Raw genomic sequence first — 21051 nt, 5'->3', positions numbered from 1 at the left:
GTTTAAGGCAGATTCTTAAAATAAATCAAAACCTATATCGCTTCGAAAGTATTTTCCATCAAAGTTTAGGCTTCCCGCATTTTTAATCGAGGTCCGGAGAGCGTCTTCGGCCTTTTCCGACAGGGAAGTTACCGCCAGTACGCGCCCTCCCGCGGTAACACAATGGCCCTCCTCGTTCAGGCTGGTCCCTGCGTGGAAGAGAAGGCTGTTTTCGACTTCGTCAAGGCCCCCGATACGCTTCCCTTTTTCGTAACTGCCCGGGTAGCCGCCGGAAACGAGGACTACCGTGGCCGCCTGGCGAGGGTCAATAAGCAATTCCTGTTCTTCCAGTTTATTCTCCGCGGTTGCCTGCAATAATTCGAGCAGGTCAGACTGGATCCTTGGCAGAACGCTTTCTGTTTCGGGATCGCCCATGCGCACATTGTATTCGATCACGTAAGGTTCTCCATCCATATTCATCAGGCCAACGAAAATAAAGCCTTTATAAGGAATGCCGTCTTTTTTCAACCCCTCGATAGTAGGTATCACGATGCGCTTTTCGACTTTTTCCATGAATTCCTTATCCGCAAAGGGAACCGGTGAAACGGATCCCATGCCGCCTGTATTCAATCCCGTATCTCCTTCGCCGATACGTTTATAATCTTTAGCCTCGGGTAATATTTTATAGGAATTTCCGTCCGTGAGGACAAATACGGACAGCTCAATGCCTTCCAGGAATTGTTCCACTACTACTTTTTCGCTGGCCGCACCAAATTTAGCGTTCAGCAGCATTTCTTCCAGTTCCTGTCTGGCCTGTTCCCGCGTTTCGCAAATAAGCACTCCTTTTCCTGCTGCCAGGCCGTCTGCTTTTAATACGATGGGAAGGGGTTGGTTTTCAAGGTATTCCAGCGCGGCTGTTATGCCGGTGCCGGTGAAGCTGGCATAGGCCGCGGTGGGTATGCCGTGCCGTTCCATAAACTGCTTCGAAAAATCCTTGCTTCCTTCCAATTGCGCCCCCGCTTTCCCGGGGCCGATAACCGGAATGTGGCGGTGGGTATCACTGGCCATAAAATAATCGCTGACCCCTTTTACAAGCGGCTCCTCAGGCCCTACCAGTACAAGGTCTATTTTCTTCTCCAGCGCAAATTGAGAGATGCCTTCGAAATCCAGCGGGTCGATGGCAACGTTTTCTCCGCAGGCCGAAGTACCCGCGTTACCGGGGGCGATGTATAATTTGTCACAACGGGGGCTTTGGGCTATTTTCCAGGCAAAAGCATGCTCGCGGCCGCCGGATCCGATCAGTAATACGTTCATTTTATATTTGTTTATGGCGCATGATGCCGGCAAAGATAAAAAAACCTGCCCTAGCAGATTGATCGCGCCAAATAATTCTTACTTTTACCAGATTGATAGGCTGATAGCATGCGCGGAAGGTGGTGATACTGCCATTTTGGCAATCAATCAATACTGGCGTAAATGTTGTTTATAAAGGGTAGTTGCCCGGAACCAGGCCGGCAATAAAAATGAGGTAAAATGCTGAATATTTTCACGAAACTCTTCGGAACCAAATCGGATAAAGATGTAAAGGGCCTTCTGCCGCTTGTGCAGAAGATCAATGAGGAATACGATAAGCTGCAGTCTTTGAGCAATGACGGACTCCGGGATAAGACCACTGAATTCAAACAGCGCATTGCAGAATATCTTCAAAAGATCGACGGTGAAATAGCTGAGTTGAAGAAGCAGGGCGAAGCGGAAGGCATACAGGTGCATGAGAAAGTTACCCTGTATGACCGGGTGGATAAGCTGGAAAAGGAACGGAATAAATCGCTGGAAGAAATATTATGGGAGATTCTTCCGGAAGCCTTTGCCGTTATGAAGGAAACTGCCCGGCGTTTTAAGGAGAATGAAATACTTGAAGTAACTGCAACAGAAATGGACCGCGACCTGGCGGCTACCCGCGGGCACGTGGAGATCGCAGGGGATAAGGCGCGGTATCAGAACAGGTGGCTGGCCTCCGGGAATGAGATCGTCTGGGATATGCTGCATTATGATGTACAGCTGATCGGGGGGATCGTATTGCACCAGGGGAAGATCTCGGAAATGGCTACCGGTGAAGGAAAAACGCTGGTGGCAACTTGCCCGGCTTACCTGAACGCCCTGGGAGGGCTTGGCGTACATATTGTTACCGTAAACGATTACCTGGCCCGCCGCGACTCCGAATGGATGGGCCCCTTGTTTGAATTCCACGGACTCAGGGTGGATTGCATAGACAAACATCAGCCCAATTCCCCTAACCGCCGGAAGGCTTACCAGGCGGACATCATTTACGGAACCAATAATGAATACGGTTTTGACTACCTCCGTGATAATATGGCGCGCAGCCCCGAAGACCTTGTTCAGGGAAAGCTGCATTATGCAATGGTGGACGAAGTGGATTCAGTGCTTATTGACGATGCGCGTACGCCGCTTATTATTTCCGGACCGGTTCCAAAAGGCGACCAGCATGAGTTTTATGACCTGAAGCCCCGGATCGAAAGGCTGGTGACCGCTCAAAAAAATTACCTTAACGCGGCGCTGAATGCTGCGAAGAAGCAAATAGCCGAGGGAAATACCGAGGAAGGCGGCCTGGCTCTTTTGAGGGCTCACCGCGGGCTGCCTAAAAATAAAGCCCTTATCAAGTTCCTGAGCGAGCCGGGAATAAAGCAGATCCTGCAGAAAACGGAGAACCATTACCTCCAGGATCAGCAGCGCGAAATGCATAAGGCGGATGCGGAATTGTTCTTCGTGATTGACGAAAAGAACAACAGCGTGGAACTCACTGAAAAAGGCATTGAACTTATTACCGCCTCCGGTGAAGACGCCAGTTTCTTTATCATGCCTGATATGGGCAGCGAAGTGGCTGAGATAGAACGTTCGGATCTTCCCGAAGAAGAGAAAGTCAAGAAGAAAGACGAGCTGATGCGCGATTACGGCGTTAAATCCGAGCGTATTCATTCGGTCAACCAGCTTCTGAAAGCCTATACCCTGTTTGAAAAGGATGTGGAATACATCATTGACAACAGCAAGATAAAAATAGTTGATGAGCAGACGGGCCGCGTGATGGAAGGCCGCCGTTATTCGGACGGGCTGCACCAGGCCATTGAAGCAAAGGAAAATGTAAAGGTGGAAGACGCCACCCAGACATTTGCCACGGTTACCCTTCAGAATTATTTCAGAATGTACCATAAGCTGGCCGGGATGACCGGGACGGCCAGTACGGAGGCCGGGGAATTGTGGGAGATCTATAAACTGGATGTGGTGGAGATCCCCACCAACAAACCCCTGGTTCGCGATGATCGCCAGGACCTGGTATATAAAACCCAGCGGGCCAAGTACAATGCGGTGATTGAAGAAATTGCAAAGCTGACGGGAGAAGGCCGCCCGGTACTCGTGGGAACCACCTCTGTAGAGATCTCCGAATTGCTTAGCCGGATGCTGAAACTACGCGGGATCAGGCATAATGTGCTGAACGCGAAGCTGCATCAAAAAGAAGCGGACATTGTTGCGGAAGCCGGTATCGGAGGTACGGTGACGATTGCTACCAACATGGCCGGACGTGGTACCGACATTAAACTGGGCCCAGGGGTAAAGGACGCCGGCGGCCTGGCCATTATCGGTACTGAGCGGCATGAGTCAAGGCGGGTAGACCGGCAGCTGCGCGGACGTGCCGGACGCCAGGGCGATCCCGGCGCCAGCCAGTTCTTCGTATCCCTGCAGGATGATCTTATGCGCCTGTTTACTTCAGACCGTGTTTACAACCTGATGGACAAAATGGGGCTGAAGGAAGATGAGGTAATCCAGCATTCCATGATCACCCGTTCCATTGAACGCGCCCAGCGGAAAGTGGAAGAAAATAACTTCGGGATCAGGAAGCGGCTGCTGGAATACGATGACGTAATGAATTCCCAGCGGACAGTGATTTACTCCAAGCGGCACAATGCCCTTTTCGGCGAACGCCTGGAAGTAGACCTGGATAATATGCTGTTCGATCTTATCGAGGAGATCGTTGCCGAATACAGCCAGGGGCAGAACTACGAAGGCTTCAAACTGGAAATGCTCCGCGTATTCTCCTATAATATTGAACTCAGCGAACAGGAGTTCCAGGAGAAGAAGCCAGCCGATCTGCTGCAGTTAATGCATCAGGCCTTAACCGACCTGTACCGCCGCAAGAGCGAACAGATAGCTGAAATGGCTTACCCTGTGATCAAGGAGGTGTACGAAACCCGGGGCGAAACGTTCCGGAACATCGCCGTTCCCTTTACTGACGGAGTGCGGGGCCTGCAGGTACAGGTGAACCTTGAAAAAGCCCATGAGACCAGGGGAAAGGAAATCATCAAGGCATTTGAAAAGATGGTAACGCTGAGTATCATTGACGAATCCTGGAAAGAGCATTTGCGCGATATGGATGATTTGCGCCAGTCTGTCCAGAATGCCGTATATGAACAGAAAGATCCCCTGCTTATTTATAAATTTGAGTCGTTCGAGCTATTCAAGCAGATGATCTCCAGGGTGAACAGGGAAGTGATCAGCTTCCTGTTCAAAGGAAGCATTCCGCTTCAGCAGCCTGAGCAGGTGAGAGAGGCCCGGCAGCAGCCGCGGCCCGATACCAGCCGGCTCCGGACAAATCACCCGGAATATGTTTCAGCCGGGGCTGCTTCCAGGGTAGCCTCCGCGGGCGGCGGCATGCCTGTAGAAACAGAGGTGAAGACCCAGCCGGTCAGAGTGGGTGAAAAGGTTGGCAGAAACGATCCCTGTCCCTGCGGCAGCGGAAAGAAATATAAGAATTGCCACGGTAAGTAAGGTCTTTGGTAAATTTTTGGGATATGAAAAAAATACTCTTATCAATAACTGTTCTGCTGCTTGCGGCGGGAAGCCTCTTCGCGCAGGAACGGGGGAAGATAGAAGAGATCAAGGACCCCGAAATTGATGCGCTGACAGCCAAAAGAGCTGAACTATATGCACGCCCCCGGAAAGTTAAGGGCTACCGCGTGCAGCTATACCGCGGCTCCGAGCGGGAAACCTATATAGAAATGAGGAACAGGTATCGCTTGCTGTACCCTGACGGGACCTCACACCTGCATTACGAGGCTCCTCAATTTAGCCTGGAGGTTGGCGACTGCCGCACGCTTGCCGAAGCTAACCGGCTAAGGGATAAACTGCTCGGGGACTTTGAAGATGCCAGGGTCGTGGAAGCTACGATCACGGTCAACGGCGGGGACCAGTAACAGGAGTAATTGCCGGACGTTTGGATCTCCTGTCTTTCAAAGCAAACCCCTATCTTTACCTCAAATGCTTAAAGAAAAAATCCGGCAGTTAGCGAGCGATCTGCACAACGAAACGGTGCTGAACCGGCGGCACCTGCACATGCATCCCGAATTATCATTTGAAGAACATAATACATCGGCGTTTGTGGCCGAAAAGCTGTCCGCACTGGGTATTCCATTTGAAAAGAAAGCAAATACCGGCCTGGCAGCCTTATTAAAAGGGGAGAAGAAGGGTCCGGAAAAAGTGATCGCCTTGCGGGCGGACATGGATGCTTTGCCGATAGTGGAAGCAAATACTGCCGAATACAAGTCAAAGAACGAAGGAGTGATGCATGCCTGCGGGCATGATGTGCATACGTCTTCGCTGCTGGGCACCGCGAAAATCCTTTCGGAGCTAAAACAGGAATTTTCCGGAACAATTAAATTAATTTTTCAGCCCGGTGAAGAAAAACTTCCGGGAGGGGCGAGCCTGATGATCAAAGAAGGCGTGCTGGAAAACCCCGTTCCCCAGGGAGTACTCGGGCAGCACGTAATGCCCCTGATCGACGCGGGTAAGGTGGGCTTCCGCTCCGGAAAGTACATGGCCAGCACGGACGAGATCTATGTGACTGTCCGCGGAAAGGGCGGCCATGGAGCCATGCCTCATCTGAATATTGACCCGGTGCTGATCGCTTCGCATATCGTGGTTGCGCTTCAGCAGATCGTTAGCCGGAACGCTAACCCGCTTGTACCTTCGGTATTATCCTTCGGAAAAGTGACCGCCGCGGGCGCCACGAATGTCATACCGGTTGAAGTAAAGATGGAAGGAACATTTCGTACGCTGGACGAGGCCTGGCGCAGCGACGCGCATTTAAAGATGAAAAAGATGGCCGAAAGCATTGCGGAAGGAATGGGAGGGAGCTGCGAATTTGAGGTCCGTAAAGGTTACCCTTTCCTGGTGAATGAGGAAAAACTGACCGCGTCCGCCCGCCGTTATGCGGAAGAGTACCTTGGAAAGGAAAACGTACTGGACCTGGATATCTGGATGGCTGCCGAAGACTTTGCATTTTATTCGCAGGTGACCCCGGCGTGCTTTTACCGATTAGGCATCCGGAATGAAAGTAAGGGCATTATTTCAGGTGTGCATACTCCAACTTTTGATATAGATGAAACCGCCCTGGAAACCGGCCCCGGTTTAATGGCTTTCCTGGCCCTTAAAGAACTCGGGAACTGAAACCGCCGGTATTTCCCGTATATAAGATCATGAATATTGACAGCATGATTGCTGCACCCGTCAAAATAATAAATTTGAGGCGGTTTTTTATTGCAAAGTTGTATTTTAGCGCCAAAATCTATGGGTTTAAAAATATATGTTCCTAAAGAAAGCCGTTCCGGTGAAAACCGCGTGGCTTTAACACCTTCCGTAGTCAAACAATTGATTGCCGAAGGGTTCGAATGTTATATTGAACCGGACGCGGGCAGCGGAGCGGGCTTCAGCGATGAAGCATACCAGGGCGCCGGGGCGTTAATTGCCGGTCAAAGCGCCGCCTGGGCCGCAGCGGATGTGGTGCTGAAAGTGAATCCTCCTTCTCCGGATGAGGTTGCTCAGATGAAGAAAGGAGCCGTGCTGATCTCAATGATGTATGCATTCTCCAACCCGGCCCTTGTGGAGGCCTGTTCCAGGCAAGGGGTGACGTCGTTTGCGCTTGACGCCGTACCGCGGATCTCACGCGCCCAAAAAATGGACGTTCTGAGTTCCCAGGCAAATCTTGCCGGGTATAAAGCCGTGATCATCGGGGCAAATGAAATGGGAAAGATCTTCCCGCTTTTAATGACGGCGGCCGGGACCATCACCCCTTCCAAAGTGCTGATCTTTGGCGCAGGGGTAGCGGGCCTGCAGGCTGTAGCTACGGCCAAGCGGCTGGGAGCCGTAGTGGAAGTGACGGACGTCCGGCCGGAAACAAAAGAACAGGTGGAATCCCTTGGCGGTAAATTCCTGGTGGTTGACTCCGCTGAAGGGATTAAAACCGAAGGCGGGTATGCCCGCGAAGTCTCGGAAGATTTTCTCCGTAAGCAAAAGGAACTGGTGGAAAAACATATCGCACAGGCCGACCTGGTGATTACCACCGCTCAGGTTTTCGGAAGAAAGGCGCCCGTACTCATCACCGAAGATATGGTGAGGCTGATGAAACCCGGTTCGGTCATCGTGGATATGGCCGTGGAACAAGGCGGGAATTGCTCGCTGAGCGAAGCCGGAAAAACCGTCGTGAACCACGGTGTGAAGATCGTGGGGCAAACCAACCTTCCCTCGCTGCTTCCGGTAAACGCCAGTGAACTATTCGCTAAAAATATTTCTACATTGCTGCTTCACCTTGGAAATGGAGAAGGATTCAAACTGGATAGGGAAGAAGAGATCACCAAAGGCTGTCTTATTACTCACGACGGGCAGCTGGTGCATGAATCTACAAAACAACTGTTAAATAACGCCGCGCAAAGCGCCTAATTCTGACCATCATGGAATCAATCCTTTCATTTATAGGTGATCATATGGAAATGATCTATATCATTATCCTTTCCATATTTGTGGGTGTGGAGGTGATCTCCAAAGTGCCCTCCGCCTTGCATACGCCCCTGATGTCCGGTGCGAACGCCATTCACGGCGTCGTGATCATCGGAGCTATTATTGTCATGGGCCATGCCGATCCCGGAAATATAGCGGCGCTGATACTCGGCTTCCTGGCCGTGGTGCTGGGAACGTTAAACGTAGTGGGAGGTTTTGTTGTGACCGACCGCATGCTGGAAATGTTTAAGAAAAAGAAATAATTTCCCTACTGAATATATATGGAGCAGTACATACTCGCAATTACCTACCTGATAGCATCCGTTCTTTTTATTTTCGGGCTGAAAATGCTTGGCGATCCCAAAACAGCCAGGCGGGGAAATATACTTGCCGCCCTGGGAATGGGCCTGGCTATCCTGGCCACGATGGCCTTTCACAAGAACGAGGCGGGAGAACGAATTGGGAATTACGGCTGGATCATCGGCGGATTGGTGATTGGCACCATTGCCGGATGGCTTTCGGCCGTTAAAGTAAAAATGACGGCCATGCCGCAGATGGTGAGCCTGTTCAACGGGATGGGAGGCGCCTGTGCGGCCCTTATTTCTATTTCGGAGTTCGACCACCTGATGCACATGTCCGCCGGCAGCGCTACCGCTGGTATTTTACTTACAATGGTCGCAGGCCTGGTGATCGGGAGCGTTTCCTTTTCCGGAAGCATGATCGCCTTTGCAAAACTGCAGGGCATTATGAAGAAAAATATCCGCTTTCCGCTTTACAATATTATTAATATCCTGATAATGATCGGGATCGTGGTGATTTCCTTCATCATCATCCGGCAGATCCCCGCTGACCCGTATCCATATTTTTATGGTCTTTTTGCCCTGTCCCTGCTGTACGGGATTCTTTTCGTAATCCCCATCGGGGGAGCCGATATGCCGGTGGTGATTTCCCTGCTGAACTCCTTTACCGGGGTAGCGGCGGCCTTTGGAGGCTTCCTCTATGATAACCAGGTAATGCTTACAGGCGGTATCCTGGTAGGTTCGGCCGGTACCCTGCTGACCATTGTTATGTGCCGCGCCATGAACCGCTCTCTCACCAACGTGATCTTCGGCGGATTTGGTTCAGGCGCAAAAGCCGCGGAAGGCAGCGCAAAGGAAGGTGGCAATGTGAAGGCGACCAGCATATCGGACGTGGCCATTCTTTTGAATTATGCGCAAAAGGTGATCGTCGTACCCGGATATGGACTGGCTGTTGCGCAGGCGCAGCACGCTATTCATGACATGGAATCCATTCTGGAAGCTAAAGGCGTAGAAGTAAAATACGCTATTCATCCCGTGGCTGGCCGTATGCCGGGTCATATGAACGTACTGCTTGCTGAGGCAAACGTGGCCTATGAAAAGCTCTCGGAAATGGAGGAAGTTAACCCGGAATTCCCCACTACGGATGTCGTGCTGGTAGTAGGCGCCAACGACGTAGTAAATCCGGCCGCCAAAAGCGATCCTTCCAGCCCGATTTTCGGAATGCCTGTACTGAACGTGGAAGAAGCCCGGAATGTGATCGTCGTTAAACGAAGCATGAACACCGGTTACGCCGGCATCGACAACGAGCTGTTCGGTTACGATAATTGCTCCATGCTGTTCGCAGACGCCAAAACCGCCATTACACAACTCGTTACCGAATTAAAAAGCCTTGAATAGTTTAAACTTTTTTAGTTTATAGTTTATAGTTTGTAGAGTGGGGGGTGAGTTTCAAGTTTTTAGTTTATAGTTTTTAGAGGTGGGAGCGCTGTTCGGCGAGTTTCAAGTTTTAAATACAAAGTTCGCCGCATGGTTGCGAAGCCTCTTTTAACTAAAAACTACAAACCAAAAACTATAAACTGTTGCGAAGCAACTTCGATATGTACAGGATGAGCTTAATTCCCTAATTTGCGAACGAGGTCGTCATTGATATCGAAAGTCTTCATGACGCGTCCAGTTTATTAACGACATGTTTTGATAACGTGTACATTTTTGTCAATTTTCTGAACATGTCGGACTAAAAACTGGAAACTCCTTTACCCGAAATAGCGCAGCCTGTTAAGGTTCGGTCGCCGGCATGAACCGTTACGCTGTAATCGTAATTTCGGTCCGACATGCCGTCGGAGCATTCTTCCTTTTTTACGATGATCTTCAGGGAGGGCTGCCCGGCTTCGGCGGGGACATCATAGGTATAATTGTCTCCCTCAATAACAGGTTCGGTGTACTGGTAATAATATGCGGATTCCGTACCCATGTCCGTCAGGCGGATAAGGTTCTCGCCTCCTGAAATTTCCACCGACCAGAAAGGCTCGTTGCCCAGGCACCAGAAATCATAGGGAAAACAATCGGTCCTGAAATTCTTGGCGCTCACGTTGAGAACCTTTACCACTTTCAGCAGGCTATCGTATTCCGCGCCCGTGCCTCTGTCTTGCGGCGGCAGTTTTACCGCTTCCAGTTCGGCGAAGACGGAATTCCGGTCAGAAGGAAAGAACTGAAATTCCCGGGCCCGTATTCCCAGGAGGCTGTCCGGATCGGAAAGCCAATACGTTGTACTGTCGTCACCACATTCCATAAAGCTGCTTAGCTTAGGACTGTATGTATAAATACCTTTTAATGTCACCGTGTCCGGCTGTGTTCCGGCATTGTTCTCAGTATTTTCTCTTCCCGGATTGCAGGAGAAAAGAAGGAGGGAAGCTAGTATGCCAAAACCGGATTGCTGAATTATTTTCATATAATTTTTCTTCACTCCGGGAATGAAACAAATTACCTGCCAATTTGAAATAGTCTTTATATTTGTTTTACTCAGTGTATTGAGTAATTTTACTCAACGTATTGAGTAAATAATCGAATATGTTCCAACGCCCTTATTTACAGGGCCTTATAGATAGAGCTAGAGAGCCCCGTCGCTTTATTCAGTGGAGGTTATCCCGGGTCCGCCCCGCTTATAAAGGACGAAGAGCGCTGGAAGCAATACGTCAGTAATTCGCTTATTGAAACCAGTATTTCCAAGGACATTCTGATGTTGACCAGGGTGGATAAACCGGCCCTTCTAAAGCGATTGTTTGAATTGGGATGTCTTTATTCTGGACGAATCCTTTCTTTTACAAAAATATTGGGGCAATTGCAGGATGCTGGTAACACGACTACGTTATCCCATTACCTGGTTCTGCTGGATACTGTTGGCTTGCTCGGAGGCATCGAAAAATATGCAGCGGATGTGGTTAGGAAGCGGTCTTCCAGCCCTAAATTTCAGGTACATAATAATGCCCTGATAAGCGCTCAACGAAGCGAGTTATTTATGGAGGTACGGTCGCAGCTGTCAGTCTGGGGGCATGTCGTTGAATCCTCCATTGGCGCACATCTGTTAAATTGCTCCTTTTCCGAAGGTTATAAGGTATATTACTGGCGATACGGAAACCAGGAAGTGGATTTTGTGCTGGAGCGAAGAGGAAAGATCATTTGCCTGGAAGTAAAAAGTAATAACGAGCAGGCTGCGCCGGGAATAAGTGCCTTTGAAAAACAATTCGGCGTTCACAAATCCCTTTTGATCGGCAGCCGCGGGCTTCCCTGAGAGGAATTTCTGAAGATAAACCCTGTGTCGCTGTTTTAAAACTGAAGGGGTCTTTTCGCGGAACCGAATGGGCCATTTCGGGGGAAAAGACTTAACTTTGACTTTCCATGATTTCCCCGGGTTCCATAGAGCAGATATTCGCTACCGCCGACATTGTTGAGGTGGTGGGCGATTTTGTGACCCTGAAAAAGCGGGGAAGTAATTACATTGGCCTGTGTCCCTTTCATAACGAGAAAACGCCTTCTTTTAACGTGAACCCTGCGCGGGGCATTTTCAAGTGCTTTGGCTGCGGCAAGGGGGGAAACGCGGTGGATTTCGTGATTGAACACGAAAAATATTCTTACCCGGAAGCCATTCGCTACCTGGCGAAAAAGTATGGCATTGAGCTGGATGAGACGGGGCCAGCCGAAGACCCTGTCCAAAAAGATGAGCGGGAAAATCTTTTTGCCCTAAATGAGTATGCCCGGGCTTATTTTGGTGAAACCCTGTTTGAAACGGAGGAGGGCCGCGACATTGGCCTGGCCTATTTCAGGGAACGCGGCTTCCGCGATGAAACCATTAAGAAATTCCAGCTGGGCTATTCCCCGGACGAGTGGGAACCACTTACTCGGAAAGCGCTCGCTGAAGGTTTTCGCGAAGAGTACCTCATCGGTACCGGGCTCTCAGTGAAAAACGCGGAAAAGGGAAGCCTTTATGACCGTTTCCGGGGAAGGGTATTGTTCCCTATTCACAACCTTACCGGGCGGGTGATCGGTTTCGGGGGCCGGGTACTGCGGACGGGGGCGAAAACGGCCAAATATGTAAATTCCCCGGAATCGCTGATTTATCACAAGAGCGATACGCTCTACGGGATATTTTACGGCCGCAATAAGATCAGGGAAGAAGACAGCTGTTTACTGGTGGAAGGCTATACAGACGTTATTTCTTTGCACCAGTCGGGGATTGAAAATGTGGTGGCTTCCTCGGGCACTTCCCTTACTGCCGGCCAGATACGGCTGATCAGCCGTTACACAAAAAATATTACCATTCTTTACGATGGCGATCCGGCGGGGATCAAGGCTTCTCTGCGCGGAATTGATATGATCCTTGAAGAGGGGATGAACGTAAAGGTAGTCTTGTTCCCGGAAGGGCATGATCCGGATTCTTTTGTGCGAAAATCGGGTGGCGCGGCCTGCCGGGAATACATCAAAGCGAATCAGAAGGATTTTATTCTTTTTAAGGCGGATCTGTTACTGGCGGAAACGGCGAATGATCCCATAAAGCGGGCGACGGCTATTAGTGAGATTGTGGAAAGCATTTCAAAAATACCGGACAGCATTAAAGCGTCGGTATTTGTCGCCGAGGCCAGCCGCATACTCCAGATAGACGAACGCGCGCTGCTTACGGAGCTGAATAAGCTGCGGATGAAACAGCTAAAGCAGGAGCGGAAGCGGCCTTCAGGGGCGGGGCCCCGGCATTTCCGGGAAGCGGTTCAGAAAGGGGGGGCGCCGGGCAAACGGGCGCTTATCCGGGACAGGGCGCGGCTTCCGGCGGGGAAGCGCATCCCGGGGAGGAAGCATGGCAGGCAGCGGGCGCTGAAAGCATTGAACCGGCCGTCCTTTCGGATAATGACGATGCCCAGGAAAGGGAGATTGTCCGCCTGATGCTGAACTATGGCCATGAAGAATTGAACGAAGGTCTTTCCATCAACCAGTTCCTGGTTTCCAACCTGGAGGATGTGGAATTTGGCAACACGCCTGTTAAACAGATCCTGGATGAAATAAAGGATGCCCTGAAGCAGGAGAAGGAATTCAATCCCCTGGAATTTACGCGTCATTCGCAGGAAGATGTCCGGCAGCTAGCCGTGGCGCTGCTTTCCAATCCCTACGTGATCAGTGAGAACTGGGAGAACATGCATGGAATTTATGTGCCTTCTGAAACGGAATTACTTGCCCAGGCCGTGCTGAGCGCGATCTTTCACCTGAAAATGCGGAAAGTAATGCGTATGATCGCCGGGAACCAGCTGAAGCTTAAAGAGGTAACCGATACCGAAGAACAAATGGCTCTGCAACTCGAACATATCCGCCTGTCCAATATCAAGCGGGAACTTTCCAAAGAACTCGGAACCGTGATCCTGAAATGAGCGCCGTTTTTCAAATTCGGCGGCATCTTGATTGCCAGAATTAATTTGCTGAAATTCGTGCCCTATGATCTTCGTCACAGGAGGAACAGGTTTTATCGGGTCCCGTTTGTTGTTCGACCTCACGGAAGGCGGCAAGCCGGTAAGGGCGCTTAAAAGAAAGACATCTGTTATTCCTTCTTTTCTTCGCGATAGAAATATTGAATGGGTAGAAGGGGATGTGCTTCACGTGGGCGCCCTGGAAGAGGCGATGCAAGGCGCGCAGAAGGTTTATCACTGTGCTGCCATGGTTTCCCTTGCTAACCGGGAGCGGCGGCAGATGTACCGGGTAAACATCCAGGGTACGGCGAATGTGGTAAATCTTTGCCTGGCGCTTGGTGTCGAAAAGCTGGCGCATGTGAGTTCAGTGGCCGGGCTTGGCCGGGAGAAGGACGGTAAATTCATTACCGAAAAAACCCTGTTTGATTACGATGAACAGAACTGGGCCTATGGCATCAGCAAATATGAAAGTGAATGCGAGGTGTGGCGGGGCGTGGCTGAGGGTCTGAACGCGGTGGTCATAAACCCCACGATCGTACTTGCCGATAAGGACTGGAGCCAGGGCAGCGGCCGCATGTTTGGGGTGGTGAAGAAAGGGATGCGTTTTTATACTCCCGGCGCCAACGGTTACGTGGATGTAAGGGATGTTTCCAGCTGCCTTATCGCCCTGATGGAGAACGGCGCCTCCGGTGAACGCTTTATTATCAATGCCGAAAACCGCTCCTACCGCGAGGTGTTTTCAGCGATCGCCGGCGCCCTTGGGAAGCCGCAGCCTTCCTTTCAGCTGAAACGCTGGATGCTGGAGATCGCCTGGCGGGCCAACCTGGTATACGCATTGATCACGGGAAAGGAGCCGCTTATCAGCAAAGACGCGGTAAAGGCCGGTTTCCGGGAAACGCGCTATTCCAATGAAAAGATCAAAAAAGCCACAGGAATACATTTCATTCCGCTGGAACAAACTATCAGAGATATCGTAAATGAGCATGAAGTACATCATTGATTTTGACAGCACTTTTACCCAGGTAGAAGCCCTGGACGAGCTGGTCCGCATTTCGCTGGAAAACCATCCGGAAAAGGAAAAGATCGTTAAAGAGATCGAATCCCTTACCAACGCCGCGATGGAAGGGCGCCTTTCTTTTACAGAAAGCCTCGAAAGAAGGGTAAAGCTTCTGCATGCCAATAAGAAACACCTGGGGCAGCTGGTAAAAGTACTGAAGAAAAAGGTATCCCAGTCATTTTCCCGCAACAGTAATTTCTTTAAAAAACACAGCGACCAAATATTCATTGTTTCCGGCGGCTTTAAGGAATTTATTACGCCGGTGGTAGCTGCCTATCATATTCCTCCCGAAAATATTTTTGCGAACACCTTTCTCTTTGACTTTGACGGTAATATAGCCGGTTATGATAAGAGCAATCCGCTCTCTGAAGAAGGGGGGAAAGTGAAACTGCTTCGCCAGCTGAACTGGAAGGATGATGTCTTTGTGATCGGCGATGGTTATTCCGATTTCCAGTTGAAGGAAGCCGGGATCGTAAAAAAATTCTACGCCTTTACCGAGAATATCGAACGCGCCGCGGTAGCTGAAAAAGCGGATCATGTGACGCCCAGCTTTGACGAGTTTCTTTACGTAAACAAGCTGCCAATGGCCATTTCATATCCCAAGAACCGCATAAAATGCCTGGTGCTGGGAGAAGTGCCGGCGGAAACAATTGATATCTTAAAAGCTGAAGGCTATTCCATTCGTCATAAAAAGGCCGAAGTCGAAGAAAAGTACCTGAAGGATATGGGCATACTCGTAGCCGGCGGCGGAGAAAAGCTAACCAATAAATGGATAGAAAAATGCACCCGCCTCAAGGTCATCGGTTACCTGGGCAACAGCAAGGGGCAGGTTGACCATGAGTACTGCGCCCGTAGGGGCATCGTGATCCTGGATGACAAGCGCAATAACCGCTATAGCAGCCAGTTCATCCCTAAACGGGTGATCGATTTCGTTAATACCGGATCTACCGGCTTCAGTGTGAACTTCCCGGATATTCAGCTGTTTGAGTTAGCCGGCGCCCACCGGTTTATTCATATTCACGAGAATAAACCCGGCATCATGGCAAAGATCAACGAAGTATTTGCCCGCCACCATATCAATATCCTCGCCCAGTACCTGAAAACCAACGATCAGATCGGTTATGTGATCACGGATGTGAATGAAGAATACGATAAGACGGTCATCAATGACCTGAAAAAAATACCGCATACAGTGAAATTCAGAATGCTTTATTAACGCAGAGCAAAGATTCCGGCGGACAAATACAATAGCGGATATGAAGGAAGCATTGATCGTATTCGGCGGCGGCGGCCTGGGGGCCCTGCTGAGATACCTGATCAACCGGTATTTCGGAACGGTTCAGGCGCAGTTTCCTTATGCCACCCTCCTGGCAAATGTGCTGAGCTGCCTGCTGCTGGGTTTCGTGATCGGCTGGCTGGCCCTCAAAAGCGGGCAGAACCAGCTGCTCCGGCTGCTTTTTGTCACCGGCTTTTGCGGCGGGCTGAGTACCTTCTCTACTTTTACCCTGGAAAGCATGGAACTTTACAAGCAGGGCATGGCCTGGCTGGTTCTATTGAATATTGCCGGAAATTTTATACTTTGTGTAGCTGCGATCATTCTTGGTATGTACCTGGCAAATAACCGACCGATATGAATAAAGGAGCTATTTTAGTACCATTTGCGGCCTGCCTGCTGGGAGGCGGCGCCTGTCATGCCCAATCGGGCGTAGAGCCTGAATTTAAAAAACATACGCTGAGCAGCGAATTTATTTCCGAAGGCATAGCTGCCGGGGATGTCAACCAGGATGGCCAAACAGACATTATGGCCGGAGCCTTCTGGTTTGAGGCCCCTTCCTGGAAAGCTCACGAGATTTCCGCGCCGCAAACCTTTTCGGTGGATAAAGGCTACAGCAATTCCATGCTCAATTTCAGCATGGATGTGAACCAGGACGGGTGGATTGACCAGATACGCATCGATTTTCCGGGCAAGGCGGCTTACTGGCATGAGAACCCCCGGAATAAGGAGGGCCATTGGAAGGTGCATACTATTTTTGAGACCGTAGGCAATGAATCGCCCCGGTTCGAAGACGTGGACGGCGACGGCCGGCCAGACCTTATCTGCGCAGATTCAAAGGCAAAGGAAATGATCTGGCTGCGCGCCCCCTCGGAAAAGGGCGAAACAACCTGGCAGCGATATACCATCAGCGGCAGCAACGCGCCCGGTACCCATATTTTTTCACACGGACTGGGTTTTGATGACGTAAACGGCGACGGCAGAAAAGATGTCCTGATCAAGGAAGGCTGGTGGGAATCCCCCGCGGATCCCAGGCAGCCCGGCTGGAAATTCCACGAGGCAAATTTTGGAGAGGATTGTTCACAGATGTACACCTATGATTTTGACAAGGACGGCGACCTGGACGTGATCAGCACGTCCGCCCATCGCTTCGGCGTCTGGTGGCATGAGCAGGGGCTTCAGGGGAAGGCACCTGGGAAACCCACGAGATCAGTAAAGCCCTATCCCAAACCCATGCCACTTCCCTGACCGACCTCAACGGAGACGGCTATCCCGACCTGGTAACCGGAATGCGCTATTTTGCTCACCTTGGCAAGGACCCCGGTGAGCAGAATGACCCGCTGCTGGTTTGGTTTGAATTCAAACCAGGTAACGAACCATCCTGGACCCTCCATGAAATAGACCGCGACTCGGGTGTCGGCCTGAACAATGTGGTCGAAGATATCACCGGGGATGGACAGAAAGATATTCTCATCGCCAATAAAAAAGGCGTATTCTTTTTTGAGCGAATTAAATAAACGCAGTTTCAGTTAAGCGCAGTTTCAGTTTTAAAGAATTTGACAATCCATTCACAGAAGTCGAAGTATTTTTGAATGGCTTCTTCCTGTTTGCTGTTGTTGATCTCTTCAATGTCCCTCTTTATCTTTTTGAATGCAATTCTTTTTTTGGCTGTGCTGCATTTCTTCGGATTGACTTTTATCAGGTAGAAGATCAGCTTTTCGATCTTAAATGATCTGCCCTGCTGGCTTCGGAACCGTTTATAAGCACGTATCTCGTAATCCAGGTAATCTATGTTGCCCAGTTCGTAATGAATGATGATGTGCATCAGGCGGCATACCCGGTAAATACTTGATGACCGGACCGGTTTATTGTCATTTAATGCCTGGGAAATGTATTTATTCGCCTGCTGGTATTGCTGGTTATGAAAATACGCCAATGCTGAAAATAAAAGCAGTTCCAGCTGTTTATCCGCCTTATTCAGATCGATGCTCCTTATCTGCTGCAATGCTGATTTATATTGTTTTAAGCCAAGTGACCTATTCAGACGATACAGGCAAAGGGTTTGGTATACGGCATTTCTGAAATGCTCGGGGTATGGGCGGCAGCCGAGCTGCTCAAGTTTCCGGATATAATAATCCATTTCCGCATAATATTTTATACTTCGCAGGTTATTCAGGATTCCTTCCAATGCAGAAAGATTGTCATAAGGAGGATAGTTCCAAAGATTTTCATTTTCCTCGAATAAGTTATTCAATTCCTTGAAAACCTCCAGCGCGGAAATATATTGCTTCGTGTAAATCAGGAAAAAGGACTGGAACAGCAGATGTATCTTCCTGGATTCAAACTGGAAGCGGGCGCCCGTTGTGATGATGCCTAATTCGCCGAGGATCAGGTCATTGATTGTTTTTTTATTCTGATCCAGGCCTATCTGTTCATTTAATATCCGGTGTTTCAGCAATTCATACAAAGAATAATGTTCATGTATCTGGTGCAGCAGTTTTAAAGAATGCTTGGATTTCATCTGCCGGTTTACGAGTTCCTGTTCGCTAAGGTTGGCAAACCCGGCATCCGCCAGCCAATTCAGTTCTTCGCGGATGGATTGATAATACAGCATATGATCCTGCGCCTGTTCGGCCAGTTTTTGTGTTTTTCTTAGTTCCTGCAAACCTTTTTCCGGAAGCGACCGCTCAAAGCAAAGGCGGGCTTTCATAAAAGAATGATGGCGCATGAACCATTTGTCCTGGCTGATGCGTACCGAAACCAGTTGATCGGTAAGGACCCGGAACAGGTAGTTCGCAGCATTGTCAAAAGACCCCGTAGGCGATTTGCTGTTGAAAATAGCTTCTGCCCCGGCTAAGTTCTCCGATTTTCCCTTGCTCAGGATATCGAACAATAACAAATAATCTTTATCCCCCTCATACCTGCGGGAGTATATTTTAAAGCTTTTCTTCTCGGCAGAGGAAAGCGAGCTTATCAAGGTCTCCAGTTCATGCATAGCCCTGTAAATTTAATATAATCCTGAATAAATTTATCTGTAATATATTGATAAATAATACTTTATGTACAAATTGCTGCGTGGTTTTAGAGATTGTAATTCATGAAAATACGAAAATATGGCTATTTCCCGTCTGTATTGTCCCCTATATTTGGCTAGAGCGACTCACATTTTAATCTTAACCGGGGCTTTTCCCCTAATCAATGTATATGCGTGACAGAAAAATTCTGGTGGTAGGAAGTATAAATATGGACATGGTCGTGAAAACAGATCACATACCAAAGCCCGGGGAAACGGTGCTGGGGGGAGAATTCTTTATGAACCCCGGCGGAAAAGGTGCAAACCAGGCAGTTGCTGTCGCCCGCCTGGGGGACATGCAACATTTATCGGGAAGATAGGCGATGATATCTTCGGAAAGCAGTCTGCGCAGCTGTTCGATCAGGAAGGTGTTGATATTACAGGCGTGTTCTCGGATCCCGGCGCCCCCTCAGGGATCGCGATGATCACGGTGGACCAGGCAGGTGAAAACAGTATTGTCGTCGCTCCCGGAGCCAATGCCAACCTGCAGCCTGAGAATGTAGCCGAAGCCCTGGATAAACATTCCGACGGTACCATCCTGCTTATTCAGCTGGAAATTCCCATGGAAACCGTGGAATTTGCGGCCCGCTATGCCAGGGAGCGGGGACTTATGGTTGTTCTTAACCCGGCCCCGGCCAATAACCTGATCCCGGAGCTTTTCCACCTCATTGACGTGATCACACCAAATGAGAACGAAGCCGAAATGTTATCCGGTATTGAAATAAAAGATATTGCCAGCGCCCGGGAGGCGGCCGAAAATATCATCCGCCAGGGCGTTAAAAGCGTGATCATCACGCTGGGAAAACGAGGAGCGGTAGTGATGGACAATGGCGCCTTCCATCATATACCCGCCCCGGAGGTAGAAACGGTGGATACGACCGCCGCCGGGGATGTTTTTAACGGTGCGCTGGTCACGGCGCTGGCCGAAGGGAAAACCCTGGTGGAGGCAGTTTCATTTGCCTGCCGGGCGGCGGCTATTGCCGTTACCCGGTTCGGAGCGCAGTCGTCCATCCCCTACAGGAATGAAGTGTTATTGCATGCTGTAAAATAGAACCTGAATCATATGTTCATTGTAGAAAATTATGCCCTTGCAGTTATATGCTGCCTGATCACGATGCTCTGCTGGGGCTCCTGGGCCAACACGCAGAAGTTGGTGGGAAAGGAATGGCGGTTTGAGCTATTCTATTGGGATTATGTACTGGGAATCCTGCTCCTTGCCATTATCGGAGCCTTTACATTAGGCAGTACCGGTGAATCCGGCCGCCCTTTTCTTGAGGATATCGCGCAAGCCCATCCGGATAATATCCGAACCGCCGTTATCGGAGGGGTGGTGTTCAACCTTGCCAATATTCTCCTCACCGCGGCCATCGCGGGAGCCGGTATGGCAGTCGCCTTCCCCATCGGGATTGGCCTGGCCCTGGTAATAGGCGTGGTACTGAACTATTACCTGGCCAGCAAAGGAGATCCGCTGTTATTATTTGCAGGCGTGGCGCTTGTGGTATTGGCAATTATCCTGAATGCTGTCGCCTATAGCAAACATTCCGGCAAGGCCGGGAAAAAGGAGGTCGGCAAGTGGATCCTGATCGCGATCGTTGCGGGCGGGCTGATGTCTACTTTCTATCCGTTTATTGCAGCCGGCATGGAGCTGGAAAATTTTAGGGAGCCTGCTGCGGGTAAAATGACGCCTTATACTGCTTTCGTAATATTTGCCGCCGGAATTGTTGCGAGCAATCTTGTGTTCAATACCGTATTAATGCGCAAGCCTCTTGAAGGCGCGCCCATCAGCTATGCGGCCTATTTCAAAGGCCGCCTGGGATTGCATTTTGTCGGGATACTTGGAGGATGCATCTGGGGGCTTGGAAATTTGTTCAACCTGATTGCAGCGGGAAAGGCCGGCCCGGCCATTTCCTATGGGCTCGGACAAGGAGCCACACTTGTAGCTGCTCTCTGGGGAGTCCTTATCTGGAAAGAATTTAAAGGCGCTTCCAAAAGTGTCAACCAACTCATTGCAGGCATGTTCCTCCTGTTCGTGCTGGGGCTAGGCCTCATCATCGCCGCCGGAAAATGATCTTAGCTTTTAG

Annotated in this window: 18 protein-coding genes and 1 pseudogene; 16 read left to right on the top strand and 3 right to left on the bottom strand. The window is 50.1% G+C overall.

The annotated features are described in order from the left end of the window. Positions 1 to 15: 15 nt before the first annotated feature. Positions 16 to 1293 (bottom strand): phosphoribosylamine--glycine ligase, encoded by a 1278-nt coding sequence (gene purD / locus FRZ59_RS02570; RefSeq protein ID WP_132127433.1) that lies wholly within the window; start codon positions 1291 to 1293, stop codon positions 16 to 18. 219 nt (positions 1294 to 1512) lie between these two features. On the opposite strand from purD, the gene secA reads away from it, so the two are divergent. From secA to FRZ59_RS02540, 6 genes are all read left to right on the top strand, one after another. Beyond that, on the top strand, positions 1513 to 4818 hold the full coding sequence (gene secA, locus FRZ59_RS02565; RefSeq protein WP_132127434.1) for a preprotein translocase subunit SecA: 3306 nt from the start codon (positions 1513 to 1515) through the stop codon (positions 4816 to 4818). A 23-nt stretch (positions 4819 to 4841) separates the two neighbouring features. Further along, on the top strand, positions 4842 to 5243 hold the full coding sequence (locus FRZ59_RS02560) for a hypothetical protein (RefSeq protein ID WP_132127435.1): 402 nt from the start codon (positions 4842 to 4844) through the stop codon (positions 5241 to 5243). A gap of 64 nt (positions 5244 to 5307) precedes the next feature. Continuing rightward, positions 5308 to 6495, top strand: a complete 1188-nt coding sequence (locus FRZ59_RS02555; RefSeq protein ID WP_132127436.1) for a M20 metallopeptidase family protein — start codon at positions 5308 to 5310, stop codon at positions 6493 to 6495. Positions 6496 to 6615: 120 nt separating this feature from the next. After that, positions 6616 to 7764 carry a Re/Si-specific NAD(P)(+) transhydrogenase subunit alpha gene (locus FRZ59_RS02550; protein ID WP_132127437.1) on the top strand — a complete coding sequence of 383 codons (1149 nt, stop codon included), beginning with the start codon at positions 6616 to 6618 and terminating at the stop codon, positions 7762 to 7764. A gap of 11 nt (positions 7765 to 7775) precedes the next feature. Further along, positions 7776 to 8084 carry an NAD(P) transhydrogenase subunit alpha part 2 gene (locus tag FRZ59_RS02545; protein ID WP_132127438.1) on the top strand — a complete coding sequence of 103 codons (309 nt, stop codon included), beginning with the start codon at positions 7776 to 7778 and terminating at the stop codon, positions 8082 to 8084. Between the two features lie 18 nt (positions 8085 to 8102). Then, positions 8103 to 9518 (top strand): NAD(P)(+) transhydrogenase (Re/Si-specific) subunit beta, encoded by a 1416-nt coding sequence (locus tag FRZ59_RS02540; RefSeq protein WP_132127439.1) that lies wholly within the window; start codon positions 8103 to 8105, stop codon positions 9516 to 9518. A gap of 337 nt (positions 9519 to 9855) precedes the next feature. Here the strand turns inward: FRZ59_RS02540 and FRZ59_RS02535 are convergent, their stop codons facing one another. After that, complete coding sequence (locus FRZ59_RS02535; RefSeq protein WP_132127440.1) at positions 9856 to 10569, bottom strand: COG3650 family protein; 714 nt, start codon at positions 10567 to 10569, stop codon at positions 9856 to 9858. 153 nt (positions 10570 to 10722) lie between these two features. Between FRZ59_RS02535 and FRZ59_RS02530 the strand changes: the two genes are divergently transcribed. The 8 genes from FRZ59_RS02530 (at position 10723) to FRZ59_RS18735 (ending at position 17414) form a co-directional block, all read left to right on the top strand. Further along, the gene (locus FRZ59_RS02530; protein WP_132127441.1) at positions 10723 to 11409 is read left to right on the top strand and encodes an ATP-binding protein; all 687 of its coding nucleotides are present in this window, start codon (positions 10723 to 10725) and stop codon (positions 11407 to 11409) included. Positions 11410 to 11516: 107 nt separating this feature from the next. Then, positions 11517 to 13052, top strand: a complete 1536-nt coding sequence (dnaG, locus tag FRZ59_RS02525; RefSeq protein WP_147698216.1) for a DNA primase — start codon at positions 11517 to 11519, stop codon at positions 13050 to 13052. Continuing rightward, on the top strand, positions 13052 to 13531 hold the full coding sequence (locus FRZ59_RS02520; protein ID WP_147698215.1) for a hypothetical protein: 480 nt from the start codon (positions 13052 to 13054) through the stop codon (positions 13529 to 13531). The genes dnaG and FRZ59_RS02520 overlap by 1 nt, the downstream gene beginning before the upstream one ends. Before the next feature lie 64 nt (positions 13532 to 13595). Further along, positions 13596 to 14567, top strand: coding sequence for an NAD-dependent epimerase/dehydratase family protein (locus FRZ59_RS02515; RefSeq protein WP_132127443.1), 972 nt, complete (start codon positions 13596 to 13598; stop codon positions 14565 to 14567). Continuing rightward, positions 14545 to 15840: an HAD-IB family phosphatase gene (locus FRZ59_RS02510; protein ID WP_132127444.1), complete on the top strand. Its 1296-nt coding sequence runs from the start codon at positions 14545 to 14547 to the stop codon at positions 15838 to 15840. The genes FRZ59_RS02515 and FRZ59_RS02510 overlap by 23 nt, the downstream gene beginning before the upstream one ends. 40 nt (positions 15841 to 15880) lie before the next feature. Next, positions 15881 to 16258 carry a fluoride efflux transporter CrcB gene (crcB, locus tag FRZ59_RS02505; protein WP_132127445.1) on the top strand — a complete coding sequence of 126 codons (378 nt, stop codon included), beginning with the start codon at positions 15881 to 15883 and terminating at the stop codon, positions 16256 to 16258. Beyond that, positions 16255 to 17145, top strand: coding sequence for an FG-GAP repeat domain-containing protein (locus FRZ59_RS02500; protein ID WP_225975155.1), 891 nt, complete (start codon positions 16255 to 16257; stop codon positions 17143 to 17145). The genes crcB and FRZ59_RS02500 overlap by 4 nt, the downstream gene beginning before the upstream one ends. Before the next feature lie 41 nt (positions 17146 to 17186). Continuing rightward, a complete protein-coding gene (locus tag FRZ59_RS18735) occupies positions 17187 to 17414 on the top strand; it encodes a hypothetical protein (RefSeq protein ID WP_225975154.1) in 228 nt (75 codons plus the stop codon). A gap of 8 nt (positions 17415 to 17422) precedes the next feature. On the opposite strand, the gene FRZ59_RS02495 is transcribed toward FRZ59_RS18735, so the two are convergent. Then, positions 17423 to 18892, bottom strand: coding sequence for a hypothetical protein (locus FRZ59_RS02495; RefSeq protein WP_132127447.1), 1470 nt, complete (start codon positions 18890 to 18892; stop codon positions 17423 to 17425). 203 nt (positions 18893 to 19095) lie between these two features. On the opposite strand from FRZ59_RS02495, the pseudogene rbsK reads away from it, so the two are divergent. Then, positions 19096 to 20021 (top strand): annotated as a pseudogene (rbsK, locus tag FRZ59_RS02490) (ribokinase). 12 nt (positions 20022 to 20033) lie between these two features. Continuing rightward, positions 20034 to 21038, top strand: coding sequence for a GRP family sugar transporter (locus tag FRZ59_RS02485; protein WP_132127449.1), 1005 nt, complete (start codon positions 20034 to 20036; stop codon positions 21036 to 21038). Positions 21039 to 21051 lie beyond the last annotated feature (13 nt).

The organism is Anseongella ginsenosidimutans, from assembly GCF_008033235.1.
Lineage (GTDB): Bacteria > Bacteroidota > Bacteroidia > Sphingobacteriales > Sphingobacteriaceae > Anseongella > Anseongella ginsenosidimutans.
Note: the sequence above shows the minus strand (reverse complement) of the source record. Positions and strands in the feature narration are given on the sequence as shown.

Bases quoted from the DNA above. Each gene is read 5' to 3' on its own strand.
- purD (WP_132127433.1), bottom strand. From the start codon at position 1,293: ATGAACGTATTACTGATCGGATCCGGCGGCCGCGAGCATGCTTTTGCC.
- secA (WP_132127434.1), top strand. From the start codon at position 1,513: ATGCTGAATATTTTCACGAAACTCTTCGGAACCAAATCGGATAAAGAT.
- FRZ59_RS02560 (WP_132127435.1), top strand. From the start codon at position 4,842: ATGAAAAAAATACTCTTATCAATAACTGTTCTGCTGCTTGCGGCGGGA.
- FRZ59_RS02555 (WP_132127436.1), top strand. From the start codon at position 5,308: ATGCTTAAAGAAAAAATCCGGCAGTTAGCGAGCGATCTGCACAACGAA.
- FRZ59_RS02550 (WP_132127437.1), top strand. From the start codon at position 6,616: ATGGGTTTAAAAATATATGTTCCTAAAGAAAGCCGTTCCGGTGAAAAC.
- FRZ59_RS02545 (WP_132127438.1), top strand. From the start codon at position 7,776: ATGGAATCAATCCTTTCATTTATAGGTGATCATATGGAAATGATCTAT.
- FRZ59_RS02540 (WP_132127439.1), top strand. From the start codon at position 8,103: ATGGAGCAGTACATACTCGCAATTACCTACCTGATAGCATCCGTTCTT.
- FRZ59_RS02535 (WP_132127440.1), bottom strand. From the start codon at position 10,569: ATGAAAATAATTCAGCAATCCGGTTTTGGCATACTAGCTTCCCTCCTT.
- dnaG (WP_147698216.1), top strand. From the start codon at position 11,517: ATGATTTCCCCGGGTTCCATAGAGCAGATATTCGCTACCGCCGACATT.
- FRZ59_RS02520 (WP_147698215.1), top strand. From the start codon at position 13,052: ATGCTGAACTATGGCCATGAAGAATTGAACGAAGGTCTTTCCATCAAC.
- FRZ59_RS02515 (WP_132127443.1), top strand. From the start codon at position 13,596: ATGATCTTCGTCACAGGAGGAACAGGTTTTATCGGGTCCCGTTTGTTG.
- FRZ59_RS02510 (WP_132127444.1), top strand. From the start codon at position 14,545: ATGAGCATGAAGTACATCATTGATTTTGACAGCACTTTTACCCAGGTA.
- crcB (WP_132127445.1), top strand. From the start codon at position 15,881: ATGAAGGAAGCATTGATCGTATTCGGCGGCGGCGGCCTGGGGGCCCTG.
- FRZ59_RS02500 (WP_225975155.1), top strand. From the start codon at position 16,255: ATGAATAAAGGAGCTATTTTAGTACCATTTGCGGCCTGCCTGCTGGGA.
- FRZ59_RS18735 (WP_225975154.1), top strand. From the start codon at position 17,187: ATGCGCTATTTTGCTCACCTTGGCAAGGACCCCGGTGAGCAGAATGAC.
- FRZ59_RS02495 (WP_132127447.1), bottom strand. From the start codon at position 18,892: ATGCATGAACTGGAGACCTTGATAAGCTCGCTTTCCTCTGCCGAGAAG.
- FRZ59_RS02485 (WP_132127449.1), top strand. From the start codon at position 20,034: ATGTTCATTGTAGAAAATTATGCCCTTGCAGTTATATGCTGCCTGATC.